Source organism: Bacillus sp. BD59S, assembly GCF_007363175.1.
Lineage (GTDB): Bacteria > Bacillota > Bacilli > Bacillales > Bacillaceae_G > Bacillus_A > Bacillus_A pacificus.
Map to the genome: position 1 here is coordinate 1,488,618 of NZ_CP034686.1, position 24,985 is coordinate 1,513,602.

The window sequence follows — 24,985 nt, forward strand, 5'->3', positions numbered from 1 at the left end:
TGAAAACTGGTTAAAAAAGAACAAGATCGTTTAAAGACAAAACAAAAAAGAGATTACTATCTTATAAGATAGTAATTTCTTTTTTTAATATGAAACTTATTTACTTGCTTTCATTGCTTTATCTTTTGCACCAAAAGTGTATTTTAACATTGGTGGTGTAATCATTGTAGTTAAGATAACGACAATAACGATAGCTGTAAAGTAATCTTGTGCTAGTAGACCTGAAGAAAGTCCTGTTCCTGCGATGATAAGTGCAACTTCACCACGAGAAACCATTCCAGAACCGATAATTGCAGAAGACTTAGCATCAAATCCAGTCATTCGTGCACCTAAGCCACAACCGATTAGTTTCGTTAATACAGCGATTACTGTTAATGCTAGGATGAACCAAATTTGATCGCCAATACCGTCAAATGTAATATTCATACCGATACTTACGAAGAATACTGGAACGAACATAGCATAAGCGATTGGTTCTACTTTTTTTTCTACTTCATGTTTGTAATTCGTTTGAGAAATAGCGATACCAGCTGCGAAAGCACCGATAATACCAGCAATTCCTAATAATTCGCCGAAATATGCGAATGAGAAACAGATGATAAGAGCCGCGCTCACGATAGACTCAGATACGCGTAGTGGTGATAACCAGCGCATAATCGCAGGAACACCTTTCCAGCCGATTAAAATAATAGAAGCGAAGAATACAACTTTCTTCAAGATAATCATTGTTAAGTTAACATCGTCTGTACCTAAGAAGCTCATTGCAAATGCTAATAAAATAACGACAAGAATGTCATCAAATACAGCTGCGCCCAGCATAGTTGTACTTTCACGTGTTTTCATCTTTCCTAAATCGCGAAGTGTTTGTACGGAAATACTAACACTTGTCGCACATAGAAGTAATCCTAAAAATACAGCATTCCCTTGTTCCATTCCCATAACAAGACCAGAAACGTAACCACCTACGAATGGAAGAATGATACCTCCAAGTGCAACAGCTAAAGAAGAATTACGATTTGCGTTTAATTCTTCTAAGTCTGTTTCAAGTCCTGCCATAAACATTAAAAGAATAACACCGACATTACTTAATTGTGTTAGAAGCTCTGAATTTTCAATCCAACCTAATACAGCTGGACCGATAACGATACCGACAATTAATTTACCTAGTACAGAAGGTTGACCTAATCTAACACTAAGATCACCAGCAAGCTTTGTACTTAATAAAATAAGTGCAATTTGAAAGAAAAATTCGAATTCCATCGGATCCTCTCCTTATCATTTTTATTTTTATCATACGATTTCTCGGAATTTGCCTAATGAAAATATGTAAAACCCATTAAACAAAAGGTCTTATTACAAGTTCTTTTGAACTCGTAATTTGAACCTGTAATTAATATATAATAGATTTTACAAAAAATCAATGAAAAAATGGGGGCTTTTTTAGAGAGAGACTGTGTAATTGGGGATATACATATAAGAGTAGCGTGTGAATTTATATATGTATGAAATGGTATGAAGTCCTTTTTCATTACAAATAATAAAGCCTAAATGCTATTTCACGAATTATAAATGTGAAAGGGAGGACTTATCATTTGAAGTCATTAAAAAACAACTTGTCTATCGTTGCTTTAGGTGGAGTAAATGAAATAGGGAAAAATATGTATGTTATTCAATTTGAAAATGATATTGTCGTTATTGACTGTGGATCAAAATTTCCAGATGAAAGTTTATTAGGAATTGATTTAATCATTCCAGATGTCACCTACTTACAAGAAAATAAAGAAAAAATTCGCGGATTAGTCGTGACGCATGGACATGAAGACCATATTGGCGGAATACCATATTTTTTAAAACAACTAAACGTACCAATCTATGCTACGAAGTTAACGTTAGGTTTAATTGAAATTAAATTAAAGGAACATAACCTTCAAGATGATACAGAATTAATCGTTATTCATTCAGAATCAGAAATTGATTTCGGTGCTATTAAGACAACTTTCTTTAAAACGAATCATAGTATTCCAGATTGCCTCGGTATTGTTTTTCATACACCAGAAGGTACTATAGTACATACAGGTGATTTTAAATTTGATTTAACACCAGTTAATAATCAACATCCTGATATTCATAAAATGGCTAAAATAGGTAGTGAAGGTGTATTAGCTTTACTATCTGAAAGTACAAATGCAGAACGACCTGGATTTACCCCATCAGAAAGGTCGGTAGGGGAACGGATAGAGGAAATATTTATGAAAGCAAATAGGAAAGTGATTATTTCTACTTTTGCTTCTAATGTGAATCGTGTTCAGCAAATAGTTGAAGCTTGTATAAAAACAAATCGAAAACTGGCTTTGCTCGGCAGAAGTATGGTAAATGTAGTAGAAGTTGCTCTAGAGAAAGGGTATCTAAATATTCCAGATGGTATGCTAATTGAAGCAAATGAGGTAAATAATTTAGATCCAAAGCAGGTCGCAATACTTTGTACAGGAAGTCAAGGAGAACCAATGGCAGCTTTAGCGCGTTTAGCTAGTGGAAACTATAGGCAAGTAGATGTTTTACCAGAAGATACAGTTATTATAGCTGCGACTCCTATTCCAGGAAATGAACGTAATGTTTCGCGAATTATCGATAACTTATTTGCATTAGGGGCAAGAGTGATTTACGGATCAGGCAGTTCTACTGGAGTCCATGTATCTGGCCATGCATATCAAGAAGAATTAAAGTTAATGCTCACATTAATGAAGCCAAAATATTTTATCCCCATTCATGGAGAGTTTAGAATGCTACATCACCATAGCTTGCTAGCGGAATCAATTGGTGTCGAAAAAGAAAATATCTTTATCGTTCGTAATGGAGATGTTGTAGATATAAGTAATCAAGTGGCAATTCAATCGAGAAAAATACAAGCAGGAAATATATATGTAGATGGATTAGGAATTGGTGATGTTGGAAATGCATTATTACGTGATCGAAAACAACTTTCAGAAGATGGAATGCTCGTTATAGTTATTACTTTTAATAAAGTGGATGGAGAAATAATTTCAGGTCCTGATATTATTTCTCGTGGATTCGTCTATGTTCGTGATTCAGAAGAATTTTTGAAGGAATTAAATAAATTAGCTGTTATTACGATTAATAATATAAAGAAAGAGAAAGTGAATAGCTGGGGTATTTTGAAAAGAGAAGTAAGAGAAGCTTTAGGGAAGTATATATATACGAGTACGAAAAGAAAACCGATGATTCTTCCTATAATTATAGAGGTGTAATAATGTATAAAAAGAATTCTCTTAAGGGAATTCTTTTTTGTTTTGAAGATAGAATGAACATATAATGAAATAAATAGAAATGGAAGGGAATAAAAGATGTTATTAAACAAACGCTTTACAATTGGAGAAATGGCAAAAATGCATAATATAGCGGAATCTACTTTACGTTATTATGATGAAAAAGGAATTTTTCATCCGTCCATTGTGGACCCACAAACAAATTATCGCTATTACACAATCGATCAATTTTCACTATTAGATACGATTAAGTTTTTACGCCAATTAAATATTCCATTAAAGGAAATTAAGAAATATATTGATGAAAGAAATCCAGCATACGCACTCAATTTGTTGGAAAAACAACAAGAAATGATGTTGAAAAAACAAAGAGAAATTGAGTATGCTTTGGCGAAAATGGAGCATAGAATTCATTTGATTAAGGAAGCAACAAAAGCAAAAGCTAAACAAATGGTAATGAAAGAGATCCCGCGGCGAAAAATTACAGCCATTGCAGTTGCTCCAAATACGACGGATGACATGTTTGAGTACTACATCCATTCGTTGCAAAAAAATATGAGACAAATGGATGATAGTCTATTTTCAGGAGATATAGGTGTGACAATTTCAAAAAAAGCATTAATGCAAAAGGAGTTTCAAGCATATAGTAGCGTATTTATTCTTTTGGATTATATGCCGTATGAAGTGCATACTTCAGATGAAATTAAAGAAGGTTTATATGCTTGTTCTTATCATCATGGACCGTATGAAGAAACAGATGCAACGTACAAGGAGTTACTTACATACATTGATAAAGAAGGTTATGAAGTACAGGGAGATTCGATTGAGATTGGATTAATCGATTGGTCTGTAACAGAAAATCCAGAGGAGCAAGTAACAGAAATTCAAATTCCTGTAGTAAAAAAATAAGATGAAAACCTTTGAATTGATTACAAATTTACATTCATTCATATAATTCAGTTACCTATTTTTAATTCTCTCTTGACCTTCAAGTTACTTGAAGGTTTAAACTGTGAACAGAGAGTTGAAAAAGGAGCATAATAGTATGGAAGCAACAGAAAAATTAAGAGAAAAACCAATTAAAAGTTTATTTATTTCTTATTTAATACCAGCTGTTCTAGGAATGGTATTAATGTCGGTTAATATTGTAATTGATGCGGTAATGATTAGTCGGGGAGTTGGAGCAACTGGATTGGCAGGAGTAAACGTGGCTATTCCAGCGTTTTCAATTTTCTTCTCTATTTCATTATGGATTGGGATGGGCGGGGCAACGTTATATTCCATTGCATTAGGTGAAAATAAAATTGAAAGAGCAAGGTCTATTTTTACTCAATCTATGACGGTAGCAGTTGTTATCGTAGGTGTTTTAGCGGCTATTTGCTTATGGAGAATAGAGGATTTAGCATACTTATTCGGTGCAAATGAAGTGATTTTACCGTATGCGTTAGATTATTTACACGTATTATTAACATTTGGAATGATATATGTTTTAGAAAATATTTTAAGTACATTTATACGAAATGATGGAAATCCAAATTTAGCAATGGCAGGTTTAGTTGTAACAGCTGTATTAAATATAGTGTTTGACTATATCTTTATTTTCATCTTTAAATGGGGCGTAACAGGAGCTGCTTCAGCAACTATTCTTTCGGCAGCGATTGGTTTCCTTGTATTATTAACGCACTTCTTTAGAAAAAGTAGTATTTTAAAATGGACGAAATTCCATTTTGAATGGGATACAGTTAAACAAATTATGATAATAGGTTTTCCAAGTTTTACAGCAGAAAGTACAGTAGCGATTGTAACGATTGGTTTTAATATTGCATTCGTTCAATATGCAGGAGAAGTAGGAGTTGCTTCTTATGCGATGGTGAATAGTATTCATGCGATGACATTACTATTATTCTTCGGCGTTGGAGCAGCGTTACAACCAATTGCTAGTTTTCATTACGGTGCAAATTTATCAGAAAGATTGCGTGAAGGATTGCAGTTTGCAGTGAAAATTGCAGTTGTACTTGGAGGCGTTGCAATAATTGTCGGATTATTCTTCGGGAAATATATTATTGGTCTATTTGATGTTCAATCTCCAGAGTTATTGGAGTTAACATTAACAGGTATTAGCTTGTTCTTTATCCAATATGTATTTTTAGGTTATAACATTGTGTATGGAGAGTACTTCCAATCAGTGCGACAAACGAAAAAATCAGTACTTATTATAATGAGCCGAGGGTTACTATTTATTATTCCATTATTATGGATTATGCCGAAATTATTTGGGATAAACGGAATTTGGCTCGTTATGCCAGTAGCTGAAGTATTGACAGCGATTATCGTATTTACGATGAATCGTATGAAACATCCTGTGCCATTAAACATGGCAGGCGAGAAAGAAGCAATATGATGAAGAAAATCCCCTTGAACAAGTAAGGGGATTTTTTTATTGTTTTAGACTAATTGCAAAAGATCCATCTGTTTCTTGAACAGATGCAAAGGCAACGTTTTTAATATTTGTGATGCCTTTTTCTTTTAACTCTTTATATAACCACCTTTCGTCCTTATGAATTAACTTTAAGTTATCGTATTGAATTTGTGAATCAACGATAAGAGCAATTGGTAATCCGGCATACTTAACATCTATGTTCAAATCTTTCGGAGTTAATGGTACAAGTTCACGCTTTGGTAAAATGCTAATGGCTCCATTTGCTTCTAAAATAGCGTATTCAATTTCATGAACACTCGGGTATCCTGCAACGCGAAGGTTAGAAAGTAATTCAGCAATGGGATATCTACTTTTTTGTAAGTTCTCAAAAATAATGTCACCATGTTTAATTAAAATAATAGGGTGACCGAGAATGAAACGGTTTAGTTTGTTGAATAAGCTTAATTTTGTAAGAATTAAATGTAAACATGTAATAACGATCATACCGAGAAAAGCTTGCAAAGCACCAGAGACTGGTATGGCTTGAAAAGCTAAATAAGATAAAAAGATAATAGCACCAAAATCATGAGGAGTTAGTTGTGCTAAAGCAGATTTACCGAGCATCTTAAGCGATAGTAAGAATAAAATAAAAAAGAACGATACGTTACATAAAAAGAGAAGCAATAGGGACACTCCTTCGTGCAAAGTTGTACTTACTGTTCCCGAAAGGAATATAAATATTACTTTCTAGAGGATAAATTAGGTTGAATTGGAATTTGTCTGTATACAAACAAATAAATGGATATTATCATGAAAGAAGCAAAGAACATAGGAGAATATGGATATGAGAAAGAAGAAAATAATTAATTATATAATAGCAATTATAATGGTTTGCGCCGTTTATGTGGGATTTTTACAATATTACATATATAAGCATGGACATATGAAAGCGACCTACGATGCGGATTACATCATTGTATTAGGCTCGAAAGTCAACGGAACGAAACCATCGTACTCATTGCAATATCGTATTGATAAAGCAGCTGAGTATTTACAATCGCATGAGAAAACAATTGCTATAGTATCTGGAGGGAAAGGAAAAGGGGAAGATATTTCAGAAGCATTAGCAATGAAAAATGAATTAATGAAATTAAAAATTGCAGAAGATCGCATTATCATGGAAGATAAGTCAACGAGTACAGATGAAAATATTAAATTCTCAAAACCTTTAATTCCGGACAATATGAAAAAAGGAATGATCGTAACAAACGATTTCCACATGTTTAGAGCGAAAAAAATAGCAGCTAAGCAAGGGTTACAATTAGAAGGTCTTCCGGCCGAAACACCGCAGCGAATTGTTATTCCATCGAATATACGTGAGTATTTAGCCATTACGCAATATTGGTTTATGAATCGAATATAGTGAAAGTGATCCCGCCTAGCATTCTAGGCGGGATCTTTTGAGGAGAATCTTACAAATATGTCACCTTAATGAAAGGTAAAGCGATAGTTTCTAAAATGGATTCCTGACATAATGAAGATAACAAAAACTACTTAGAGGTGAATCGGATGAAAGGAAATAATATATTATCTTCCCTATGTTACTTTAGTATCTTTTTTGCACCATTTTTACTACCAATAATCGTGTACTTCGTTGCGGAGGATGAAGTGAAATACCACGCGAAAAAAGCATTTTGGTCACATATTTTCCCGTACGCAATTTTATTTGGAGGATTAGCGATATCAGGAATATACGGTTTAGGATTCAATCAATCTGAAGGTGCTGGAATTGGAATGATGATCACATATGCAGTGTTCATTCTTGTAGGAATTTACTACTTTATTTGGAATATCGTAAAAGGTATTAAAGTTTTGAAAGCGGCGTAATAAGATAAGAAATAATCTGATGTACATCTGTCGGTATAATTTCATTTACCGTACTAATAGACGTTTTAAAAAGAGCAATTCAAAAAGAATTGCTCTTTTTGTGCTTATAAGTTGTGAATATTGAAAAAGATATGTTAATTTTTCATTATGAAGAGAAAAAAGGAGTGTTTTTCATGAATGAGATCATACATAAAATGGAGCAACACGTTTCAGTTCGTAAATATAAAGAAGAATCAATTTCAAAAGAGGTAATAGAAAGAATGGTGCAAGCTGCTCAGCATGCGGCGTCCTCACATTTTGTACAGGCGTATTCTGTTATATATGTAACAGACCAGGAATTAAAGGCTAAACTAGCAGAGTTATCCGGAAATCGTCACGTGAAAGACTGTGCAGCGTTTTTTGTTTGTTGTGCAGATTTAAAACGACTTGAAATGGCATGTGAAAAACATGGTACCGAGATAAAGCATGAAGGAGTAGAAGATTTTATCGTTGCGACAGTAGATGCTTCACTTTTTGCGCAAAACTTAGCGCTAGCAGCAGAATCGTTAGGATACGGTATTTGCTATATTGGTGGAATTCGTAATAATCCGAGAGAAGTGAGTGAATTGCTTCATTTACCGGATAAAGTATATCCTGTATTCGGAATGACAGTCGGTGTACCAGATGAGGATCATGGAGTGAAACCACGTTTACCAGTAACAGCTATCCTTCATGAAAATGGATATGATGAAAAGAAATATGATGAATTATTAAACGAATATGATGAAACGATGAGCGCGTATTATAAAGAAAGATCATCAAATCAAAAAAACGTAACATGGACGGAATCAATGAGTTCATTTATGTCTAAAGAAAAAAGAATGCATATGAAAGAGTTTTTAAGTGAAAAAGGATTTAATAAGAAGTGAGCAAAGGGGCAAACCTGTGATGCAGGTTTGCCTTTTTTGGAGGAGAAATGTAATTGTCTTCGAATAAGTATAGGGGGAGGAGATAATATGAAAAAAGCTTTAATTTTTTTGTTTGATGGATTTGCAGAATTTGAAGTGAATATAGCGAGTTTATTTTTGATAAGTAAGCAATTTGAAATAATAACAGCAACAGTAGACGGCAAAAAAGTTACAGGAGAAGGCGGTTTTTTGTGTCAACCACATGTCTCTATCAAGCAAATTAAAATAGAGGACTATGAAGTGTTTATCGTACCAGGCGGACATATTTTTGTTCATTTAGAAAATGAACAATTGTTATCTATTGTGAACAAATTACATAAGCAAAATAAATGGATAGCGGGTATTTGTGCAGGAACATCTTTATTACATGCAGCAGGAGTGCTGAATAAGAAGAAATTCTCAACATCATTAACATCAGATGAAAAACAATTAGCACATTTACATGAATGGGAATATAAACAAAACAAAGATGTAACTGTTGATGGGAAAATCATAACAGCAGTAGGGTCTGCATATGTTGAATTTGCTACTGAAATAATGAAGCAACTCAATTTATTTAATGAAGCTGAAGCGAAGGAGAACTTGCAATATTTTAAAAATGTAACAGAGATTTGTGATGAAACGTTAGTTTAAGTGAAAATAAAAAGCGGCATAATAGCCGCTTTTTATTGTTATTACGTTTAAAAATATTGAAAACTTATCCGTTATGACACAAACTAAAGCACCTACTATAACGAATGCAAACTTTCAATAAGAAGATATATGCCCGTGCAACTTAAAAGGATGTACGTAAATATTTTAAAAATCTGTTGATTAAGCCATTTGAAAATAATTTGACCTATATACAAACCTAGAAATACGATTGGAATAGCGTAAAAACTTGATTCCCAAATTGTCTTGTTTGTGCCAGTAAAGAGTATTTGCGTTAGTAGACTAATGAAATATATAAATAGATAAAAAGCTAAAGTAGTTGCTCTCAGCTTCTCTTTTTTTGTATCAGTTCCTGTAAAGTACAGTAACAGAGGTGGTCCCGGCATACCGATACTTGTCGTTAAAAGACCGGATAATCCTCCCACTAAGAAATCTCTAGATTTTGTTGATTGAATCTTAAAGTTACAGATTAGCATCAACGTTAATAGTAAGAGCAGGATGCTAATTGCTAATTTAAACGTGTTGATGTTAATGGAAACGAAAATGAAAATACCAAAAGGAACACCAACTATACTTCCGACAATTAATCTTTTCAGTAGAATACAATCAATGTCCATTCTTATTTTCCAAATGAGTGATATAGAAATAATGAATGATAAAATGATATTTATTTGTATAGCTTCTTGTGGTAGAAATAACATGAGTAAGAAAGGTGTTGCCATAATAGAAAAGCCAAAACCGGTACTCGTTTGTAAAATAGAAGCTACTAATATAATACAAATGAACATGAATATAGTATTCAAAAAAGCCCTCCTACATAATCAAATTTCATTAATATTTTAATATAAAGTAAAACTTTAATCAGTGAGGGCTTACTACCTAGCAAATCGCCGCTTGTTATGTTGCGGTTAATATTCCAATGATGATCCTGTAGCCTTAAAATATTTTTCTCGTGAAGGCGTCATTACTCGGATTGCTAATAAACAGGAAAGGAAAAGGATGAGTAACGAGCTACTTATTACAGTCATTTGAACAGAAAGAAATTGTGCGGACGCCCCAATTGCTAAAATGAAAAAGATTTGGATGAAACTTTTTATTGAATCAAACACGCTATCAATACGTCCGATCATATGTATAGGGATGTTATTTTGATAAAATGTGATAAAGCCAGTACCAGCAAATGATGAAGAAATGCCAAGTAAAATGAAACCGCCTGCCGCGACTATAAATGAATTTGAAAAGGCGAAAATTACATAGCCTATTGCTGTGAAAATTGTCCCTAATCCGATACAATATTGAATTGGTAAACGTTTGGAAAAGAGAGAGACGAGAAATGAACCGGAAACGTAAGCAGCGCCAGTTATACTAACAAGCATGCTGTATTCTATATCGGTTAAAAACAGTACTTGTCTTGTAAAAACAACTTCTTGTGAATCAAGTGCCATAGCGACAAGCATAGTCGCTTGAAATAAAACGAATATGAGAATAATGTACGTTTCCGTTCGAGCGAACGAAAAAACTTGTTTCCAATCACTTCGTAATGTTTGTACGAAAGTATTTGTAACTTCTTCGTTTTGCTTTGTTTGTAATGTAATGTTTGGCAAGAAGTAAATAAGAATGGTAGAAAGAAGAAATGAAAGTGAGTTGCAGTAAATTACAAAGGCTGCTGAGTACGTGGTGAGAAGTATTCCAGCAAGAGCTGGACCGATAATAAAAGCCCCGCTTGTACAAAAGCTACTCCAAGCGTTGAATTGAGCGCGTTCTTCAGCAGGTATAAGCATTGTTTTATAAGAAAATGAAGCTGGATCGAAAAATGATGTAGCAATGCGAGTTAAAAAGATAAAAATATAAATGGCCCAAATAGAATCAAATAGTGGAATACAGCCAATGAGAGCTGCTCGAATGATATCTGTGATGAGCATAATAGAGCGTTTGTTTAATCGATCTACTATGCTACCAGACCATATTTTTGTAACAACGGTGGCAATTGGGCCAACAATCCATAATCCTGCTACAGCAGCAGGGGAGTTTGTACTATTTAATACCAGTAAGTTTAGGGCGATTAGATACATAAAATCACCTAAACGAGAAATCCCTGTTCCCGACAATAATAATAATTTATTTTTCATGAGCAGCTGGACCTTTCTTTCATTGTTTTTTTATCCTGCAGGAAATAGCGTATTCCTCTTCGGAGTTTGATTGACGAGCGGTTTTGTTTTCCCAGCGTAATAAAACTTGTGTAACCTCCCAAGTAAGCTGTTGTAATTCCTCTGGAGTTAAAAACAAATGAGAAATAATATGACTGCCTGTATTCGTTCCCTCTGTGCCGCTTTCTTCAATATAGAAATGAGCAGCTTTTGCTTTATAATATTTTTCAATAATCCCTCTTTTTTCCTTCGTGTCTACTAATTCAAGTAACCCTCCATCATATAAAATTTGAACGTGATAATGTACGCTACCAGCAGATTTATTTAGTTTAGTAGCTACTTGCTTTGCAGTGAGTGCTTCGTCTTTTAAAAGGTGAAGAATTTGAATGCGGGTTGCATTGGAAATAAGCTTCTGCTGCTCAGCTGAAATAGTAAGTCTATCTTCAAACATTATTACATCTCCTTTCTTATAATCTAAATTTATTGTACATTCTAAAAAATTAGAACGTAAGAAAAATAAATCGCCTTTTTCCTCTGTTTTTCGACATAAATAAAAATAGCATGTACATAAACATGCTATTAAGTAATAGTAGATTCTTCATTAAGTTTCCCGCGATAAAACAGGTAAAGCCATATAAAACTTACAAATATACAGCATGTAGCTAGAAAACTACCAATTATTTGAGGAGAAAGGATTTCTAATAGCCATCCTGTAATGAACATAGAGAACTGTATAAGTGAACCGTAAATTGAGTAATGAAAGGAAAAAACTTTACCAATCATACTTTCGTGCGTGTAAGTTTGAAGTAATGCCGTATCAAGTGGAACGATGATTCCCCCTGCTATACGCATACAGAGTAATGTAATGATACCGAAAATAAGTTGATCGGATAGAATGAATCCAAGAAAGAAAAAGCCTTGTAGGAAGTAGGCCCAACCAAATGCTTTTTTCATTTTTTCTTTATTGCTGGATATGTAAAGATTAACGAGAAGGCTTCCTATCATAAGCCCAGCCCCTTGAACCGTATATAAAATCCCAATGTTCGTGTGGAAAATTTTTTCGGCATAGATCGTTAGAAATAGCTGATAAGCGCCACCAATAATCCCCCATGAAACGCCGACAAGAATTAATGTTAAAATGATTTTTGTTTGTAATATGTATGTATATCCATCTTTTATATCAGTCAAAAATGCTTTTTTCTTATTAAAATTAATATGAGCAGGGATACTCATACTATAAATAAAATAGGCTGAAACAAAGTAGGAAAGGCTATTTACTAAAAAAGCGAACTCAATATGTAAAGACTGTGCAATTATCCCGCCTAAAGAAGCCCCCATAATAGACATAAAACCATTCATTGTACTAGAAAGAGAATTAGCAGTTACGAAATGATTTTGATGTACGATGTTTTTTAAGGTTGCTTGTTTAGCCGGCTCAAATAAGCAAGAAAGTACAGATAAACATATATTAGTAATGAAAATAATTTCAATTTTATAGCTGGCGAATAAGTATGTAAGGACTAGAATTCCCCGTGTAATATCGGTAAAAATCATAATATTCTTTTTAGAAAAACGGTCTACAATTCCGCCTATGAATGGACTAAGAAGGAGCTGTGGTAAACCTTTACTTATAAAAGTAAGTGCGATCATAAACGGAGATTCCGTTATGCTATAGACGAATGTTAATAAAGCTACTGTATGAAACCAATCTCCAAGCACACTTAATGTTTGCCCATAAAATAGTTTTTTGAAGTTAGTATTTGTTTTAAGAAGCGCGGAATAAGAAACTGACATAAAAGATTAATCCTTATGTAATAATGATGCTTGAACTTGTTTTTTCCACTCACTTAAATACACTTTCTCCTCTGTAGGGAGTCCGACAGGTAAATGTGCAATCAATTCTAAACTATTTCCGTCAGGATCGTTAAAGTATACGGCGGCATGCGCTAATTCAGGAAAAACAATCGGTTCAATTGGCTCCATTCCAAAATCTTTTCGTGCTGAAATGCCTTTTTGGTTTAGCCAATGTATCGCATGTTCTAAATCATGTAAGCTTACTTGAAAGGCGATGTGTCGTAAAGAGGGATGATAATTTACTTTGTATTCTGTACCTTCCCAAAGACCGAGCCAACTTTCATTTTCTTTAATCCAAAAGAAAGCAATATCATCTCCTCTTTTATATAATTTCAGTCCAAGTGATTCATAAAAAGATATTGATACCTCTAAGTTGCGGACAGGTAAATGTGCTTCGTAAAGACCTTTAATCATTGTAATCCTCCTAAGTAAAAATATTTCTTATTTCATAGTAAACATTTTTTTATGAGTTGAAATCAGAAAAAGGAGGGACATAAATTCATACGAAAGTATGAAAAAACAGCTCAAATATGAGCTGTTTTCTTATAGTTTTTCGTTCATTTGTTAAGGATAGGATATATTAGTATCCGTATCCGCCGCCACCCCAACAGCTACATCCGATGATGATTAGAAGGATGAATAGTACGATAAGCAAAGCAAATCCACCGCCGAAACCAGCGCAACTTCCACCATAACTCATATGTTTTCCTCCTTTTGAGTAAGTTAATCTATATAATTCATGGACTACTGTATACAGTATGTTTTTCGTATGGAAAAGGAGCCAGTCTCTTTTTTAATTAGACAAACGCCTGTATGGTCATTTTGATTGTATATGGAGCTAGGGGTATGTGAAGAAATCGTTATATATTTCGCGATTTGTTCATAAAAAATATAAAAATTGTAAAAAAAACCATTTTTATATTTTTTTATGAGAGGATTTGTACTATAATTTTACAAGTAATATTATGGGAAAAGGGAGTTTTAGTGAAGAGATGGAGATGGGACAACTACAAAATAAAATAGAAACTAAAAAGAAAGAGCTAATTCAACTTGTTGCTAGACATGGATTGGATCATGATAAAGTTTTGTTATTTAGCCGAGATTTAGATATACTTATTAATAAGTTTATGAATGTGAAAGATAAAGTACATAAATAAATAATTTGTAGTTTTTTATATTAAGATATTCAACAAAGAGGAGAGAGATATATTTGGAACATTTACAAGAAGAGCTATATAAACAAATAAAAGAAGAAAAAGGTATTGTTACAATTTTTTTAAAGAGTGGCGTTAGAATAGTAGGGGAAGTTGTTGCAATAGACAAATTTACCGTTTTAATGTTAGTTGATGGAAAACAACAACTTATTTACAAGCAGGCTGTATCAACAATAATGAAATAAGACACTCGTACTGAGTGTCTTATTTCATTATTGCTTGCAGGCTTCAACGTCAATGCCGGCAGCTAATAATTTTTTTTCACCATCTTGCTCAATGATTTTTTGTAATTTAGATAGGAAAGAATCAAAGTTTGTATGCTTTGCTACTTGGAATGTCATTTTATGCTCAATTGGCAGCCACGTATCAATATCAGCTTCGTTATGCTGAATTTTTACCTCAAGCTTATCAAGTGCGTTAGCAACTTTTGCTTCGTACGTTTCTTTCGCTTCAAACTCCATCCATAAATCATATAATTCCTCGCCGAGAGAACCTTTTAATGTTCGTTTAATATTTAAAATTGCTTCTTGTTCATTTATTTGTTTTTGTAATTGTAATTCATGACTATTCATTGTATCAAAAGCAGGAATGTCACCAGCTTCTGCTTCGACTAGATCGTGAATAATCACCATTTTAAGTAATTTTTCGATATTTACTTTTTGATCTAAATAAGGTTCAACTAAAATGGCCATTAGAGACATGCGCCACGTATGTTCAGCAACGCTTTCTTGACGTCCGTTAGAAAGCCAGCTATGTCGCATTTCATATTTTAGTTTTTCTGCTAGTGCAATGACTTGTAAAATGTTATGTTCCATCGTGATCCTCCTCATATTTCCATACTATAATTCTAATATGGAAATGAAATGTGTCAATTTCATGAGTATATTGCGATAAATAGATGATGAGCGTATAATACTTATTATATGTGAAAACGCATTATTAAAATAAAAAAATGTTTTATAAAAATGAAAAGGGAAGGGCAGGAATATGGGAGACGAAAATCAAGTGTTTGCTAGACCAGAAAGAAAAAAAAGGAAGTTTGATATTTCTAGCCCAGTGGGCATAATAGTAGGTTTTGCTATTGTAATAGCAGCAATTATGCTTGGCGGCGGTGGAATAAAAGCTTTTAAAAACTTTTTAGATGTTTCATCTATTTTAATTGTTATAGGGGGAACAACAGCGACAATTGTTGTGGCATATCGATTTGGAGAAATAAAAAAATATACGAAAAGTATTTTTACTGTTTTACATAGAAAAGAAGAAGATTTAGAACAGTTAACGGATTTGTTTGTTGATTTTTCGAAAAAATCTAAAAAACACGGTTTACTTTCTTTAGAAGTTGATGGAGAGCAAGTAGACAATCCTTTTATTCAAAAAGGAATTCGATTAATGTTAAGTGGTTACGATGAAGAGGAATTAAAAGAAGTGTTAATGAAAGATGTTGAAACGGAAGTGTATGAGTTAAGAAAGGGAGCGACATTATTAGATAAAATTGGTGATTTCGCTCCCGCTTGGGGTATGATAGGGACTTTAATTGGTCTTATCATTATGCTTCAAAACTTGCAAGACACGTCGCAAATTGGTACAGGGATGGCAGTTGCAATGTTAACGACATTGTATGGATCAGTACTTGCAAATATGATTGCAATCCCTCTTGCTGAAAAAGTGTATCGTGGTATTGAGGATTTATATACAGAGAAGAAGTTTGTTATTGAAGCGATTTCAGAATTGTATCGTGGACAAATTCCGTCTAAATTAAAGTTAAAACTCGATACGTATGTATACGAAACAAAGATAAAAAAAGTAAAACGAGCAGCCTAATATTGCAAGGAGTGGTATGGTTATGTTGAAACGACCGCAAAAGGGATCGCCTCGTTGGATGACGACTTTTACAGATTTAACGATGTTATTATTAACTTTCTTTGTATTACTAGTTGCTACTTCAAAGCAGGATGCAGTAAAATTGTCAAAGATGCTTGAAAAGTTTAGTGATACGGAGCAAGTAGATGCAAAAGTAATGGAAAATACAATACCAGATATTTCTCATGAAAAAAATGATGAAAAAATGATCTCGAAAAAAAGAATGGATGAATTATATAAGAAGTTAAAAGCATATGTAGATAATAACGGGATTAGTCAAGTGAATGTATATCGAGAGGATACGGGAGTAAGCGTCGTTATAGTAGATAATTTAATATTTGATACGGGTGACGCGAACGTTAAACCAGAAGCGAAAGAGATAATAAGTCAATTAGTTGGGTTTTTCCAATCGGTACCAAATCCCATTGTTGTAGAAGGTCATACAGATAGTAGACCTATTCATAATGACAAATTCCCTTCTAACTGGGAGTTGTCTTCAGCAAGAGCAGCAAATATGATTCACCACTTAATCGAAGTGTATAATGTGGATGATAAAAGGCTAGCTGCGGTAGGATATGCAGACACAAAGCCAGTTGTACCAAATGATTCACCGCAAAATTGGGAGAAAAACCGTCGCGTTGTCATTTACATAAAAGAATAGTATATTATCATTTTAATAATAAAATAATAAAAATACGAAAATTCTTTTAAAAAAATATTAAATTTTATCATTTTATTTTGTATAATGAGTGAGAATGATAAGGTGAAATATTAAGATATATTTATACATAGAAGGAGAGAATCAAAAAGAATGGCACATAAAATTTTAGTTGTAGACGATGCGATGTTCATGCGAACGATGATTAAAAACTTATTAAAAAGTAATTCTGAATTTGAAGTAATCGGAGAAGCGGAAAATGGAGTGGAGGCAATTCAAAAGTATAAAGAACTTCAACCTGATATTGTTACATTAGATATTACTATGCCAGAAATGGACGGACTTGAAGCATTAAAAGAAATTATTAAAATTGATTCAAGTGCAAAAGTTGTCATTTGTTCTGCAATGGGACAACAAGGTATGGTATTAGATGCAATTAAGGGTGGAGCAAAAGACTTTATTGTAAAGCCATTCCAAGCAGATCGTGTAATCGAAGCGTTAACAAAAGTAGCAAACAGCTAATATAGAAGGGGTGCCACAAGGAATCTAAACATTGATAGCGGATATGCGTGTGGCCCCCTTTTTTCTTGCTTTAAAACACTAAATTGTTATACATAAATGAAATGTTTGTTAGACAGGTAGGGGATTAAAATGCAAACAGATCTATTAAATATATTTTTTGAGGAATCAGAAGAACATTTACAATCGTTAAATGAAAATGTGCTAACTTTAGAACAAAATCCCACTGATATGGATGTTGTGGGAGAAATATTCCGCTCAGCCCATACATTTAAAGGTATGTCAGCGAGTATGGAATTTACGGAAATGGCGGATTTAACGCATAAAATGGAAAACGTTTTAGATGAAATTCGTCATGGGAATATAGTTGTAAATGCGGAAATTATTGATGTGATTTTTGAGTGCATTGATAATTTAGAGAAGATGGTTGCAGATGTGCAGCAAGGTGGAATGGGCAATATTGATGTAGTTGCAACGAAACAGAAATTAGAAGCATTATTGAATGGCAATATAGAAATTCCTACTGAACATATAGAACAAGAAACTATAAATAACGATGATGAAGCTTCACATGAAGTGCATATAACTGTTGAGCAACAAGCTATTTTAAAAGCAGTACGTGCCATTATGTGTATTGAAGCGCTGCAAAATGTAGGTAATGTACAAAGAACAGTTCCAAGTATTGAAGAAATTGAAGCAGATGCTTTCGGATTTGAGTTCACAGTATTTATGGATACTGATCAAAGTGAAGAAGAATTAAAACAAGTAGTGCTTCATGTTTCTGAAATTGAGAAAGTAGAAGTGAAGCAAGCACATATATCAAAAGAAGTAGTTTCGGGAAAATTGGCTACACAAGAAGCCATACAAGAAGTTTCACAAGCGGCTACGCATGTGGAATCAACTAAAGAAGTATCTAAACAATCTACTAATGCTACACCAGCTAAAAGCGCTGCAAAAACGAAAAATGGTAAAGTGGAAAATCGTTCCATACGTGTTCAATTAGAAAAAATCGAAAGATTAATGAACATGTTTGAAGAAAGTGTAATTGAGCGTGGTCGTATAGATGAATTGGCACAAGCAATTCAAAACAAAGAATTAATTGAGCATTTAAATCGATTAGGCGATATTTCAAAAGATATTCAAAATGTACTTCTAAACATGCGTATGGTGCCGATTGAAACAGTCTTTAATCGTTTCCCGCGTATGGTACGTATGTTAGCGAAAGATTTAGGGAAAAAAATCGATTTACAAATTACAGGTGAAGATACTGAAGTCGATAAAATTGTTATTGATGAAATCGGTGATCCGCTTGTTCATTTAATTCGTAATGCAATTGATCATGGGGTTGAAACTGTTGAACAACGTCGTGATGCAGGTAAAAATGAGACAGGTACGATTAAATTAGAAGCGTTCCATAGTGGAAATCATGTCGTAATTCAAATTACGGATGATGGAAATGGAATTCATAAAGGGAAAGTATTAGAAAAAGCGATTAAAAATGGTGTTGTAACAGAATCTGAAGCAAATAAATTAACAGACCGTGAAATATTTGATTTGATCTTCCAACCAGGATTTAGTACAGCTGAAGTTGTATCAGACCTGTCTGGACGCGGCGTTGGATTGGATGTAGTGAAACATACAATCCATAGTTTAGGTGGACATTTAATTATTGATTCTGAAGAAGGAAAGGGAAGTACATTTAGAATTGAACTTCCATTAACGTTGTCTATTATACAATCTATGCTTGTTCAAACGAATGATAAACGTTATGCTTTACCTCTTGGTAATATTGTTGAAGCAATTCGAATCAAGAGAGAAGACATCCAATCCATACAAGGAAAAGATGTGTTAAATTACCGTAATCAAATTATTGAAGTGAAGCATTTAAGTACGGTATTTGGTGAGAAAACAGCAGATGAGGCGTTTGCGTCATATGATGGTCAAATGGTTCCTGTGTTAATTGTTCGTAATACACATCGCAGCTATGGACTTATTGTAAACACAATTATCGGTCAAAGAGAAATAGTCTTAAAGTCATTAGGTGACTTCTTTGCAGAGAGTTCTAATTATTTCTCTGGTGCGACAATTCTCGGTGATGGACGAGTGGTCCTCATTTTAAACCCAGAAGGTTTATAATAGGAATGAAGGAAAGCTCCCCACTTGTATACAATTGGGGAGCTTTTTGGTTAATCGTTACTAATCTAAAAATGGGAATAAATACATATTAACGTTTTATATAATAAGTTTGTTAAAATAAAATGAGAGTTTATATCATTTGATAGAAAAACAGAAATGAGGAGGCAGAGAAAATGCCTGAGCAACACACAAAAGGGGATACGAGCACAATTGTGCTAGAAAAAGAAAATGAGCATTTAACGCCTCAAGAATGCGATATTCTTGGCGAAATTGCAAATATATCATTTGGTTCAGCTTCGACTGTATTATCAACAATCTTAAATAGGCAAGTAAGCATTACTGCTCCTCGCATCGAATTGGTAGATTTATATGATTCAAGCGACGTCGAAGTTCCACACGTTGTATTAAACATTCATTTTACAAAAGGATTAGATATGGAAAACCTTCTTGTCCTTAAGCAAGATGTTGCATTATCCATTGCTGATTTAATGATGATGGGAACAGGTGAAGTGGAGGACGGAAAAGAACTTGGTGAATTAGAGCTAAGTGCTGTACAAGAAGCGATGAATCAAATGATGGGGTTCGCAGCTACATCTATGTCTGAATTCTTCCAAGATACAGTAGATATGTCTCCGCCGACAATTAAAGTTGTAAAGTTATCAGAAGAAATGGAGAAAATCTCGGAAATCGATGGGAATCAAACGATTGTTAAAGTATCGTTTGATTTAAAGATAGATAATCTTGTAAACTCTAAACTTGTGCAAATTGTTTCAGTTGAACATGCGAAACAAATGATAAATAAATTAATGCAATTATCTGGTGAAGTAGAAGAGCAAGACGAGCCAGCAGAAGTAGTGGAAACTGAGATTGTAGAAGAACAAGTTGGAAAAGAGCACTTAACGCAAGAAGAGAAAGATGTCCTTGGTGAAATTGCAAATATTTCAATTGGTTCAGCTTCAACAGTATTGTCAACACTATTAAATCAGCCAGTTACAATTAGTACGCCCAATGTAGAATCAATCAATGTTCGTCATTATGACGGAGTACCAGTCCCGTTTGTTATTTTAAATGTTGATTTTGTTGAAGGACTAAAGAATGAGAATGTATTCGTATTTACGAAAGATGTCGCTTTAACAATGGTAGATTTAATGATGATGGGAACAGGTGAAGTTGATCCGGAGAAGGAGCTTAGTGAATTAGAACTGAGCGGTATTAAAGAAATCATGAACCAAATGATGGGGCATGCTGCGACGGCGATGTCAGAAATGTTTCAAGAAAAAATGGACATGACGCCACCAAATGTTAAATTCGTAACGTTAAAAGAAGAAATGGAATATTTGGGAGAGTCAATGAAAGTGGACGAACTCGTTCAAATTACGTTCAACCTTGAAATTGGCGACCTGCTTCAATCGAAAATGTATCAAATTTTACCGATTTCAGAAGCGAAAGAAATGGTAAGACGACTTCTATATCCAATGGTGGAAGAAGAAGAGATTGTTACGGAAGAAATTGAAGAAGAAAAAGTTGTAGAACCTGTTGTGCAACCTATTGAATTTAAAGAAGTAAAACAGATGGAACCAGTATACATGGACACATCCATCCTACAAAATGTAGAAATGAACGTGAAATTTATATTTGGAAGCACAGTGAAAACAATTCAAGATATTTTAAGTTTACAAGAGAATGAAGCGGTTGTGCTAGATGAAGATATTGACGAACCAATTCGTATTTATGTAAATGATGTATTGGTGGCGTATGGTGAACTTGTAAATGTAGATGGATTTTTCGGAGTAAAAGTGACGAAATCGCTATAAGTCGTTGAAATAGGAGTTTGAGCTAGTAGATGAAAAACGTAAAGTTTTTTCTAATGAGCTGGTTATGCATACATGTGTGCTTGCTCTTCCCGCTACAAAGTAAAGCGGAAGAGCAAAATGTGCCAGAACAAAATATAAATGAAGTGAATGTGCCAGAAGAGAATAAGGAAGTTCAAGAACAGCTAGAACAAGTGGAAATGAAGCAAGATAAAGAGGAACAACAAGAAGCAAAAAATAAACAAGGAACCGAAAAAAAGATAGAGACGGATCAAGGGGTTATTACAGTAAATAAGCCGGAATTAAAAGTTGGCGAAGAAGTGCTGGTTATTGTAGAGCCGAAAGAGAAAAATGTTCAAAGTATAAAAGGTATTTTGCGCTTGCCAAAAAACGGCGATCAGTATGAACAAGAAAGAATGCTATCGTTTAAGTATGAAGAAGAAACGAAGCGATGGATTGCTAACTACAAGGTCGAGACTTTTGATTTGCAAGGTGATTGGAACCTTCAGCTCATTCAAAGTTTAAAAGAAAATGAGAAAGAAGAGCTCTTAGAAAATGAAGTGAAAGTCCCGCTCATTCGTATAAATAATGAAACGCCAACAATAGATAAAGAGATGCCGAAGTTGCATAAGGTTACTATCGACGAGGCGAAGGGGAACGTAATCGAACGAAAACAAGGCGATTCTATACGTGTAAGAGTGAAGGCAACAGACGTAGAATCAGTCGTGAAAGAAGTTCGTGTTACATTAAAAGGAAAAGAAAATAAAGAGATTACATTTTTATTAGATTACAATAAGCGCGACATGGAATGGCAAAAAGTATTTGAAATAACGGATGCGTTGCCAAGTGGGACATACGGACTACTTGTAGAGGTAGTAGATGCGGCTGGAAATAAACTGATTGAAGCAAGTGAGTATGTCGTTTCTGTTTTGGAGCAAAAAACAGAAGAGGATAAAAAGATAGAAGAACGAGAGAATAAAGATAAATTAGAAAATAAATTAGAAGATAAGAAAGAAACTGAGAAGCAGGAAGACTTGAAAGTGGAAATCCCGCTTCCAGAAGAAAAACCGCCAGTTGTTCAAATTCCAAAAAAAGAAGAGAAAGTAAACAATTTTATAAAAGAACCATTGAAAGAGAAAGAAAAAATTACTTATGTTATAAAAGAGCCTCTCACAGACAACAAGGAAGTAAATAAAACGAAGGCTCAAAAAGATAAAGATAATAACAATCAAGTCATTTCGAAAAAGAAAGAGAAAAAAGAAGAGCCAGAAGAGAAGAAAGAAGCAAAAAGTGAACAGGGAATACAAGCTTCTAATGTATTTGCTATCATGTCAGGTTTATTCGTACTATTTTTAGTTTTAAAGAGTAATAAAGAATGGGGCTAAGTATTACATAGTAGTGGAGGCGCTTAAATGGAAATTAAACGTACGACAATTGAAGATAAGACGCTACAACCATTAAAACAGCCTGCAGCTATTTCGGAACATGAAATTCAGAAAGAACGAAAGCGTAGTAATTTAGTGTTTACTGGACATTCTAAAATTATTACGAAAAATAATGAAATAGGGATTTTACTTGCAAGTTTAGGTGATGGAAAGGTTATGAAGGAAATGCTTTCTAAAGAGATGGATACAGTACTGCAACTCTTTAAAAAGCTACATACGTTATCTGGAGAAGGAAAGCAAACAGATAAAATATTTGAACAAGTAATGAGAAGCTTGCAAGGACTTGTTAAGCAAGCGCATATAAAAGAACTTCCTTTGTTAGATGGAACGTATGATTTCGCAGAAGTACAACTATCATTTGGTAGAAAGGTACATATTCCGTTATTAGATGTAAGTGCACTCCTTTCTAGAGTGGAAAGTGATTCGTCAGAAGGGAATATAAATTTAATGGTAACGGTTATTACTGCATATATAACGAAATTGTCTAACGAAACCATTTTAATTAGCGTTACAGATCGCACTGCTAAAGAGCGGGATGTAAGCGTATGGAGAGCACTTGCAGAAATGAATATGACACAATTATCACAGGCTTTGAAACATACGATGCAAGAACATAAATGGTCTATGACGTTTCTTTTTCTCTTTGTATGGATTGTTGCTATTATTTTAATTCGAGTTATATAAAAAGGTCGTCACTTTACATTGTGACGACCTCTTTTATATTTTTTCGTAGAAGAATGTATCGAAGCGCTGAAGATTATAACGTTCAGGTGTTAAAATTTGTTCAGTACTACCAACAAATAATACGCCGCCTTTTCGTAAAGCACGACTAAACTTTTCATAAAGTTTTACCCTTGCTTCTTCAGTAAAGTATATCATTACGTTGCGACAAATGATTAAATCGTAATTTGTATCGAACGACTGCATTAACAGGTCATGCTGCTTGAACGTCACGTTTTGCTTAATGTTTTGGTGTAATGAATATATATCATTCTCTTTTGTGAAATGACGCTCTTTTAAATCGGCAGGTAATTCTTTTAAAGAACGTTCTGTATATTGACCGCGTTTTGCAGTTTCTAAAATGTGAAAATCAAGATCTGTTGCTTGTATTTCAAAACGATATGGAGCTAGGTGCTTCGATAAAATTAAAGAGAGTGTATATGGTTCTTCACCGGCAGCGCAAGCGGCACTCCATACTTTTAATTTTCCGTTATTTTGCTCGAGTAATTTTGGTAGTGCTTTCGTCTCTAACGTTTGCCAACGTTCTTTATTTCTAAAAAACTCTGAAACGTTAATTGTAATATAGTCAATAAAACTTAAAAATAACTTTTGATCGGTACGTAAATTGCTTAGAAAACTAGTGTAGTTCTCAAAGCCCTTTCTCGAAATAAAAGCATCGATTCTACGACGCATTCTATCTTGTTTATATGAAGCGATATCCATATTGAATTGTTGTTTAAAACTCGCGATAAAATGATCATAATCTTGTTCAATTATCATATTTATAATAGGCACAATAACGATATTGTGCCTCCCCCTTTACATCATACGGATTTTTTGTTCAAAGTTTTTTTTCATCTGTTTTTCATGTAAACCTGGTAAATCATAAATAACAGCATCAATTCCTGCTTCTTTTGCAACGTCAACGGGAATGACAGATGTATGCTTGTCCCCATTATAAAAACAGAGAACTAAATCGGTATCTTCGATTATTTGTTTTACAAAAAACATATAATCTGATCGGTAAATGGAGTCGGAAGGATGATCAAAAGCGACATACTCGGCTCCGTGTTTTTTTAAATAATCAACGATTTCTTGAAATTCATCTGTTACTGCTTGTAACGGTTGTAGCGTGTAAAGGCATAAATTTTGAGCGAGTCGTTCGTTTTCGACGAAAAAACGAAGTACCTCATTTTCAATAGATTTATAACATAATATGTAAATTTTATGTTTGTGAGCATAGTCAGTTAAAAATTTTTTTATTTCTTCCTGATCTAATGCTGTTAATTGATTTGAACCACAAAGAAAAATATTCATAGATTTGTGCCACCTCATGCTAAATTGTAACATATCTTTTATAAAAAATAACTGCAAAATATTAGTGTTCAGAGTATAATTATAAATAACTGGATTTTACGATTAAGTTTAGGAAG

The 24,985-nt window shown here is 33.8% G+C and carries 27 protein-coding genes; 16 read left to right on the forward strand and 11 right to left on the reverse strand.

From position 1 onward, the window contains the following. Positions 1–96: 96 nt before the first annotated feature. Positions 97–1,260, reverse strand: coding sequence for a cation:proton antiporter (locus tag EKQ63_RS09710; RefSeq protein WP_000393891.1), 1,164 nt, complete (start codon positions 1,258–1,260; stop codon positions 97–99). Positions 1,261–1,592: 332 nt separating this feature from the next. Here EKQ63_RS09710 and EKQ63_RS09715 point away from each other — a divergent pair, with 332 nt between their 5' ends. The 3 genes from EKQ63_RS09715 (at position 1,593) to EKQ63_RS09725 (ending at position 5,685) form a co-directional block, all read left to right on the forward strand. After that, positions 1,593–3,266 (forward strand): ribonuclease J, encoded by a 1,674-nt coding sequence (locus EKQ63_RS09715; protein ID WP_088328166.1) that lies wholly within the window; start codon positions 1,593–1,595, stop codon positions 3,264–3,266. 96 nt (positions 3,267–3,362) lie between these two features. Further along, a complete protein-coding gene (locus EKQ63_RS09720; protein ID WP_143880986.1) occupies positions 3,363–4,193 on the forward strand; it encodes a MerR family transcriptional regulator in 831 nt (276 codons plus the stop codon). A gap of 136 nt (positions 4,194–4,329) precedes the next feature. Next, the gene (locus EKQ63_RS09725) at positions 4,330–5,685 is read left to right on the forward strand and encodes an MATE family efflux transporter (RefSeq protein ID WP_087951910.1); all 1,356 of its coding nucleotides are present in this window, start codon (positions 4,330–4,332) and stop codon (positions 5,683–5,685) included. Between the two features lie 36 nt (positions 5,686–5,721). On the opposite strand, the gene EKQ63_RS09730 is transcribed toward EKQ63_RS09725, so the two are convergent. Continuing rightward, positions 5,722–6,387, reverse strand: coding sequence for a DUF421 domain-containing protein (locus EKQ63_RS09730; RefSeq protein WP_087994386.1), 666 nt, complete (start codon positions 6,385–6,387; stop codon positions 5,722–5,724). Between the two features lie 160 nt (positions 6,388–6,547). Between EKQ63_RS09730 and EKQ63_RS09735 the strand changes: the two genes are divergently transcribed. The 4 genes from EKQ63_RS09735 (at position 6,548) to EKQ63_RS09750 (ending at position 9,170) form a co-directional block, all read left to right on the forward strand. Continuing rightward, the gene (locus tag EKQ63_RS09735) at positions 6,548–7,126 is read left to right on the forward strand and encodes a YdcF family protein (RefSeq protein ID WP_087951912.1); all 579 of its coding nucleotides are present in this window, start codon (positions 6,548–6,550) and stop codon (positions 7,124–7,126) included. Positions 7,127–7,272: 146 nt separating this feature from the next. After that, positions 7,273–7,590 (forward strand): magnetosome magnetite crystal formation protein family, encoded by a 318-nt coding sequence (locus EKQ63_RS09740; protein ID WP_143880987.1) that lies wholly within the window; start codon positions 7,273–7,275, stop codon positions 7,588–7,590. A gap of 173 nt (positions 7,591–7,763) precedes the next feature. Further along, a complete protein-coding gene (gene nfsA, locus EKQ63_RS09745) occupies positions 7,764–8,498 on the forward strand; it encodes an oxygen-insensitive NADPH nitroreductase (protein WP_087951913.1) in 735 nt (244 codons plus the stop codon). An 87-nt stretch (positions 8,499–8,585) separates the two neighbouring features. Next, positions 8,586–9,170 (forward strand): type 1 glutamine amidotransferase family protein, encoded by a 585-nt coding sequence (locus EKQ63_RS09750; protein ID WP_087951914.1) that lies wholly within the window; start codon positions 8,586–8,588, stop codon positions 9,168–9,170. Positions 9,171–9,265: 95 nt separating this feature from the next. Here the strand turns inward: EKQ63_RS09750 and EKQ63_RS09755 are convergent, their stop codons facing one another. From EKQ63_RS09755 to EKQ63_RS09780, 6 genes are all read right to left on the reverse strand, one after another. Further along, a complete protein-coding gene (locus EKQ63_RS09755; RefSeq protein ID WP_087994384.1) occupies positions 9,266–9,991 on the reverse strand; it encodes a sulfite exporter TauE/SafE family protein in 726 nt (241 codons plus the stop codon). A 105-nt stretch (positions 9,992–10,096) separates the two neighbouring features. Then, the gene (locus EKQ63_RS09760) at positions 10,097–11,317 is read right to left on the reverse strand and encodes an MFS transporter (protein WP_087951916.1); all 1,221 of its coding nucleotides are present in this window, start codon (positions 11,315–11,317) and stop codon (positions 10,097–10,099) included. Between the two features lie 19 nt (positions 11,318–11,336). Continuing rightward, positions 11,337–11,786 (reverse strand): ArsR/SmtB family transcription factor, encoded by a 450-nt coding sequence (locus EKQ63_RS09765; RefSeq protein WP_143880988.1) that lies wholly within the window; start codon positions 11,784–11,786, stop codon positions 11,337–11,339. A gap of 128 nt (positions 11,787–11,914) precedes the next feature. Continuing rightward, positions 11,915–13,129 (reverse strand): MFS transporter, encoded by a 1,215-nt coding sequence (locus EKQ63_RS09770; RefSeq protein WP_087951918.1) that lies wholly within the window; start codon positions 13,127–13,129, stop codon positions 11,915–11,917. Positions 13,130–13,135: 6 nt separating this feature from the next. After that, on the reverse strand, positions 13,136–13,603 hold the full coding sequence (locus tag EKQ63_RS09775) for a VOC family protein (protein WP_048551693.1): 468 nt from the start codon (positions 13,601–13,603) through the stop codon (positions 13,136–13,138). A 166-nt stretch (positions 13,604–13,769) separates the two neighbouring features. Then, positions 13,770–13,889 carry a YjcZ family sporulation protein gene (locus EKQ63_RS09780; protein ID WP_000120179.1) on the reverse strand — a complete coding sequence of 40 codons (120 nt, stop codon included), beginning with the start codon at positions 13,887–13,889 and terminating at the stop codon, positions 13,770–13,772. Positions 13,890–14,127: 238 nt separating this feature from the next. Here EKQ63_RS09780 and EKQ63_RS09785 point away from each other — a divergent pair, with 238 nt between their 5' ends. Further along, entirely contained in the window at positions 14,128–14,346 is a 219-nt protein-coding gene (locus EKQ63_RS09785; protein WP_002091864.1) for an aspartyl-phosphate phosphatase Spo0E family protein, read from the forward strand. A gap of 53 nt (positions 14,347–14,399) precedes the next feature. Then, complete coding sequence (gene hfq / locus EKQ63_RS09790) at positions 14,400–14,588, forward strand: RNA chaperone Hfq (protein WP_000400661.1); 189 nt, start codon at positions 14,400–14,402, stop codon at positions 14,586–14,588. 27 nt (positions 14,589–14,615) lie between these two features. On the opposite strand, the gene EKQ63_RS09795 is transcribed toward hfq, so the two are convergent. Next, entirely contained in the window at positions 14,616–15,218 is a 603-nt protein-coding gene (locus EKQ63_RS09795; RefSeq protein WP_000400753.1) for an HD domain-containing protein, read from the reverse strand. 172 nt (positions 15,219–15,390) lie between these two features. Here EKQ63_RS09795 and EKQ63_RS09800 point away from each other — a divergent pair, with 172 nt between their 5' ends. The 7 genes from EKQ63_RS09800 to EKQ63_RS09830 all read left to right on the forward strand — a co-directional run bounded on the left by EKQ63_RS09800 (position 15,391) and on the right by EKQ63_RS09830 (position 23,516). Continuing rightward, complete coding sequence (locus EKQ63_RS09800; RefSeq protein ID WP_074540183.1) at positions 15,391–16,224, forward strand: flagellar motor protein MotP; 834 nt, start codon at positions 15,391–15,393, stop codon at positions 16,222–16,224. Positions 16,225–16,246: 22 nt separating this feature from the next. Next, a complete protein-coding gene (locus EKQ63_RS09805) occupies positions 16,247–16,924 on the forward strand; it encodes an OmpA family protein (RefSeq protein WP_048551696.1) in 678 nt (225 codons plus the stop codon). A 150-nt stretch (positions 16,925–17,074) separates the two neighbouring features. Continuing rightward, on the forward strand, positions 17,075–17,443 hold the full coding sequence (locus EKQ63_RS09810; protein WP_000940576.1) for a response regulator: 369 nt from the start codon (positions 17,075–17,077) through the stop codon (positions 17,441–17,443). A gap of 129 nt (positions 17,444–17,572) precedes the next feature. Continuing rightward, a complete protein-coding gene (locus EKQ63_RS09815; protein WP_143880989.1) occupies positions 17,573–19,576 on the forward strand; it encodes a chemotaxis protein CheA in 2,004 nt (667 codons plus the stop codon). Positions 19,577–19,749: 173 nt separating this feature from the next. After that, complete coding sequence (locus EKQ63_RS09820; RefSeq protein WP_087994381.1) at positions 19,750–21,390, forward strand: flagellar motor switch protein; 1,641 nt, start codon at positions 19,750–19,752, stop codon at positions 21,388–21,390. Between the two features lie 29 nt (positions 21,391–21,419). Next, entirely contained in the window at positions 21,420–22,772 is a 1,353-nt protein-coding gene (locus EKQ63_RS09825) for a transglycosylase (RefSeq protein WP_143880990.1), read from the forward strand. 27 nt (positions 22,773–22,799) lie between these two features. Continuing rightward, positions 22,800–23,516 carry a hypothetical protein gene (locus tag EKQ63_RS09830; protein WP_000403958.1) on the forward strand — a complete coding sequence of 239 codons (717 nt, stop codon included), beginning with the start codon at positions 22,800–22,802 and terminating at the stop codon, positions 23,514–23,516. A 33-nt stretch (positions 23,517–23,549) separates the two neighbouring features. Here the strand turns inward: EKQ63_RS09830 and cheR are convergent, their stop codons facing one another. Next, positions 23,550–24,332, reverse strand: coding sequence for a protein-glutamate O-methyltransferase CheR (gene cheR / locus EKQ63_RS09835; RefSeq protein ID WP_000582886.1), 783 nt, complete (start codon positions 24,330–24,332; stop codon positions 23,550–23,552). A gap of 39 nt (positions 24,333–24,371) precedes the next feature. Next, positions 24,372–24,869, reverse strand: a complete 498-nt coding sequence (locus tag EKQ63_RS09840) for a flagellar motor switch protein FliG (RefSeq protein WP_001020114.1) — start codon at positions 24,867–24,869, stop codon at positions 24,372–24,374. Positions 24,870–24,985 lie beyond the last annotated feature (116 nt).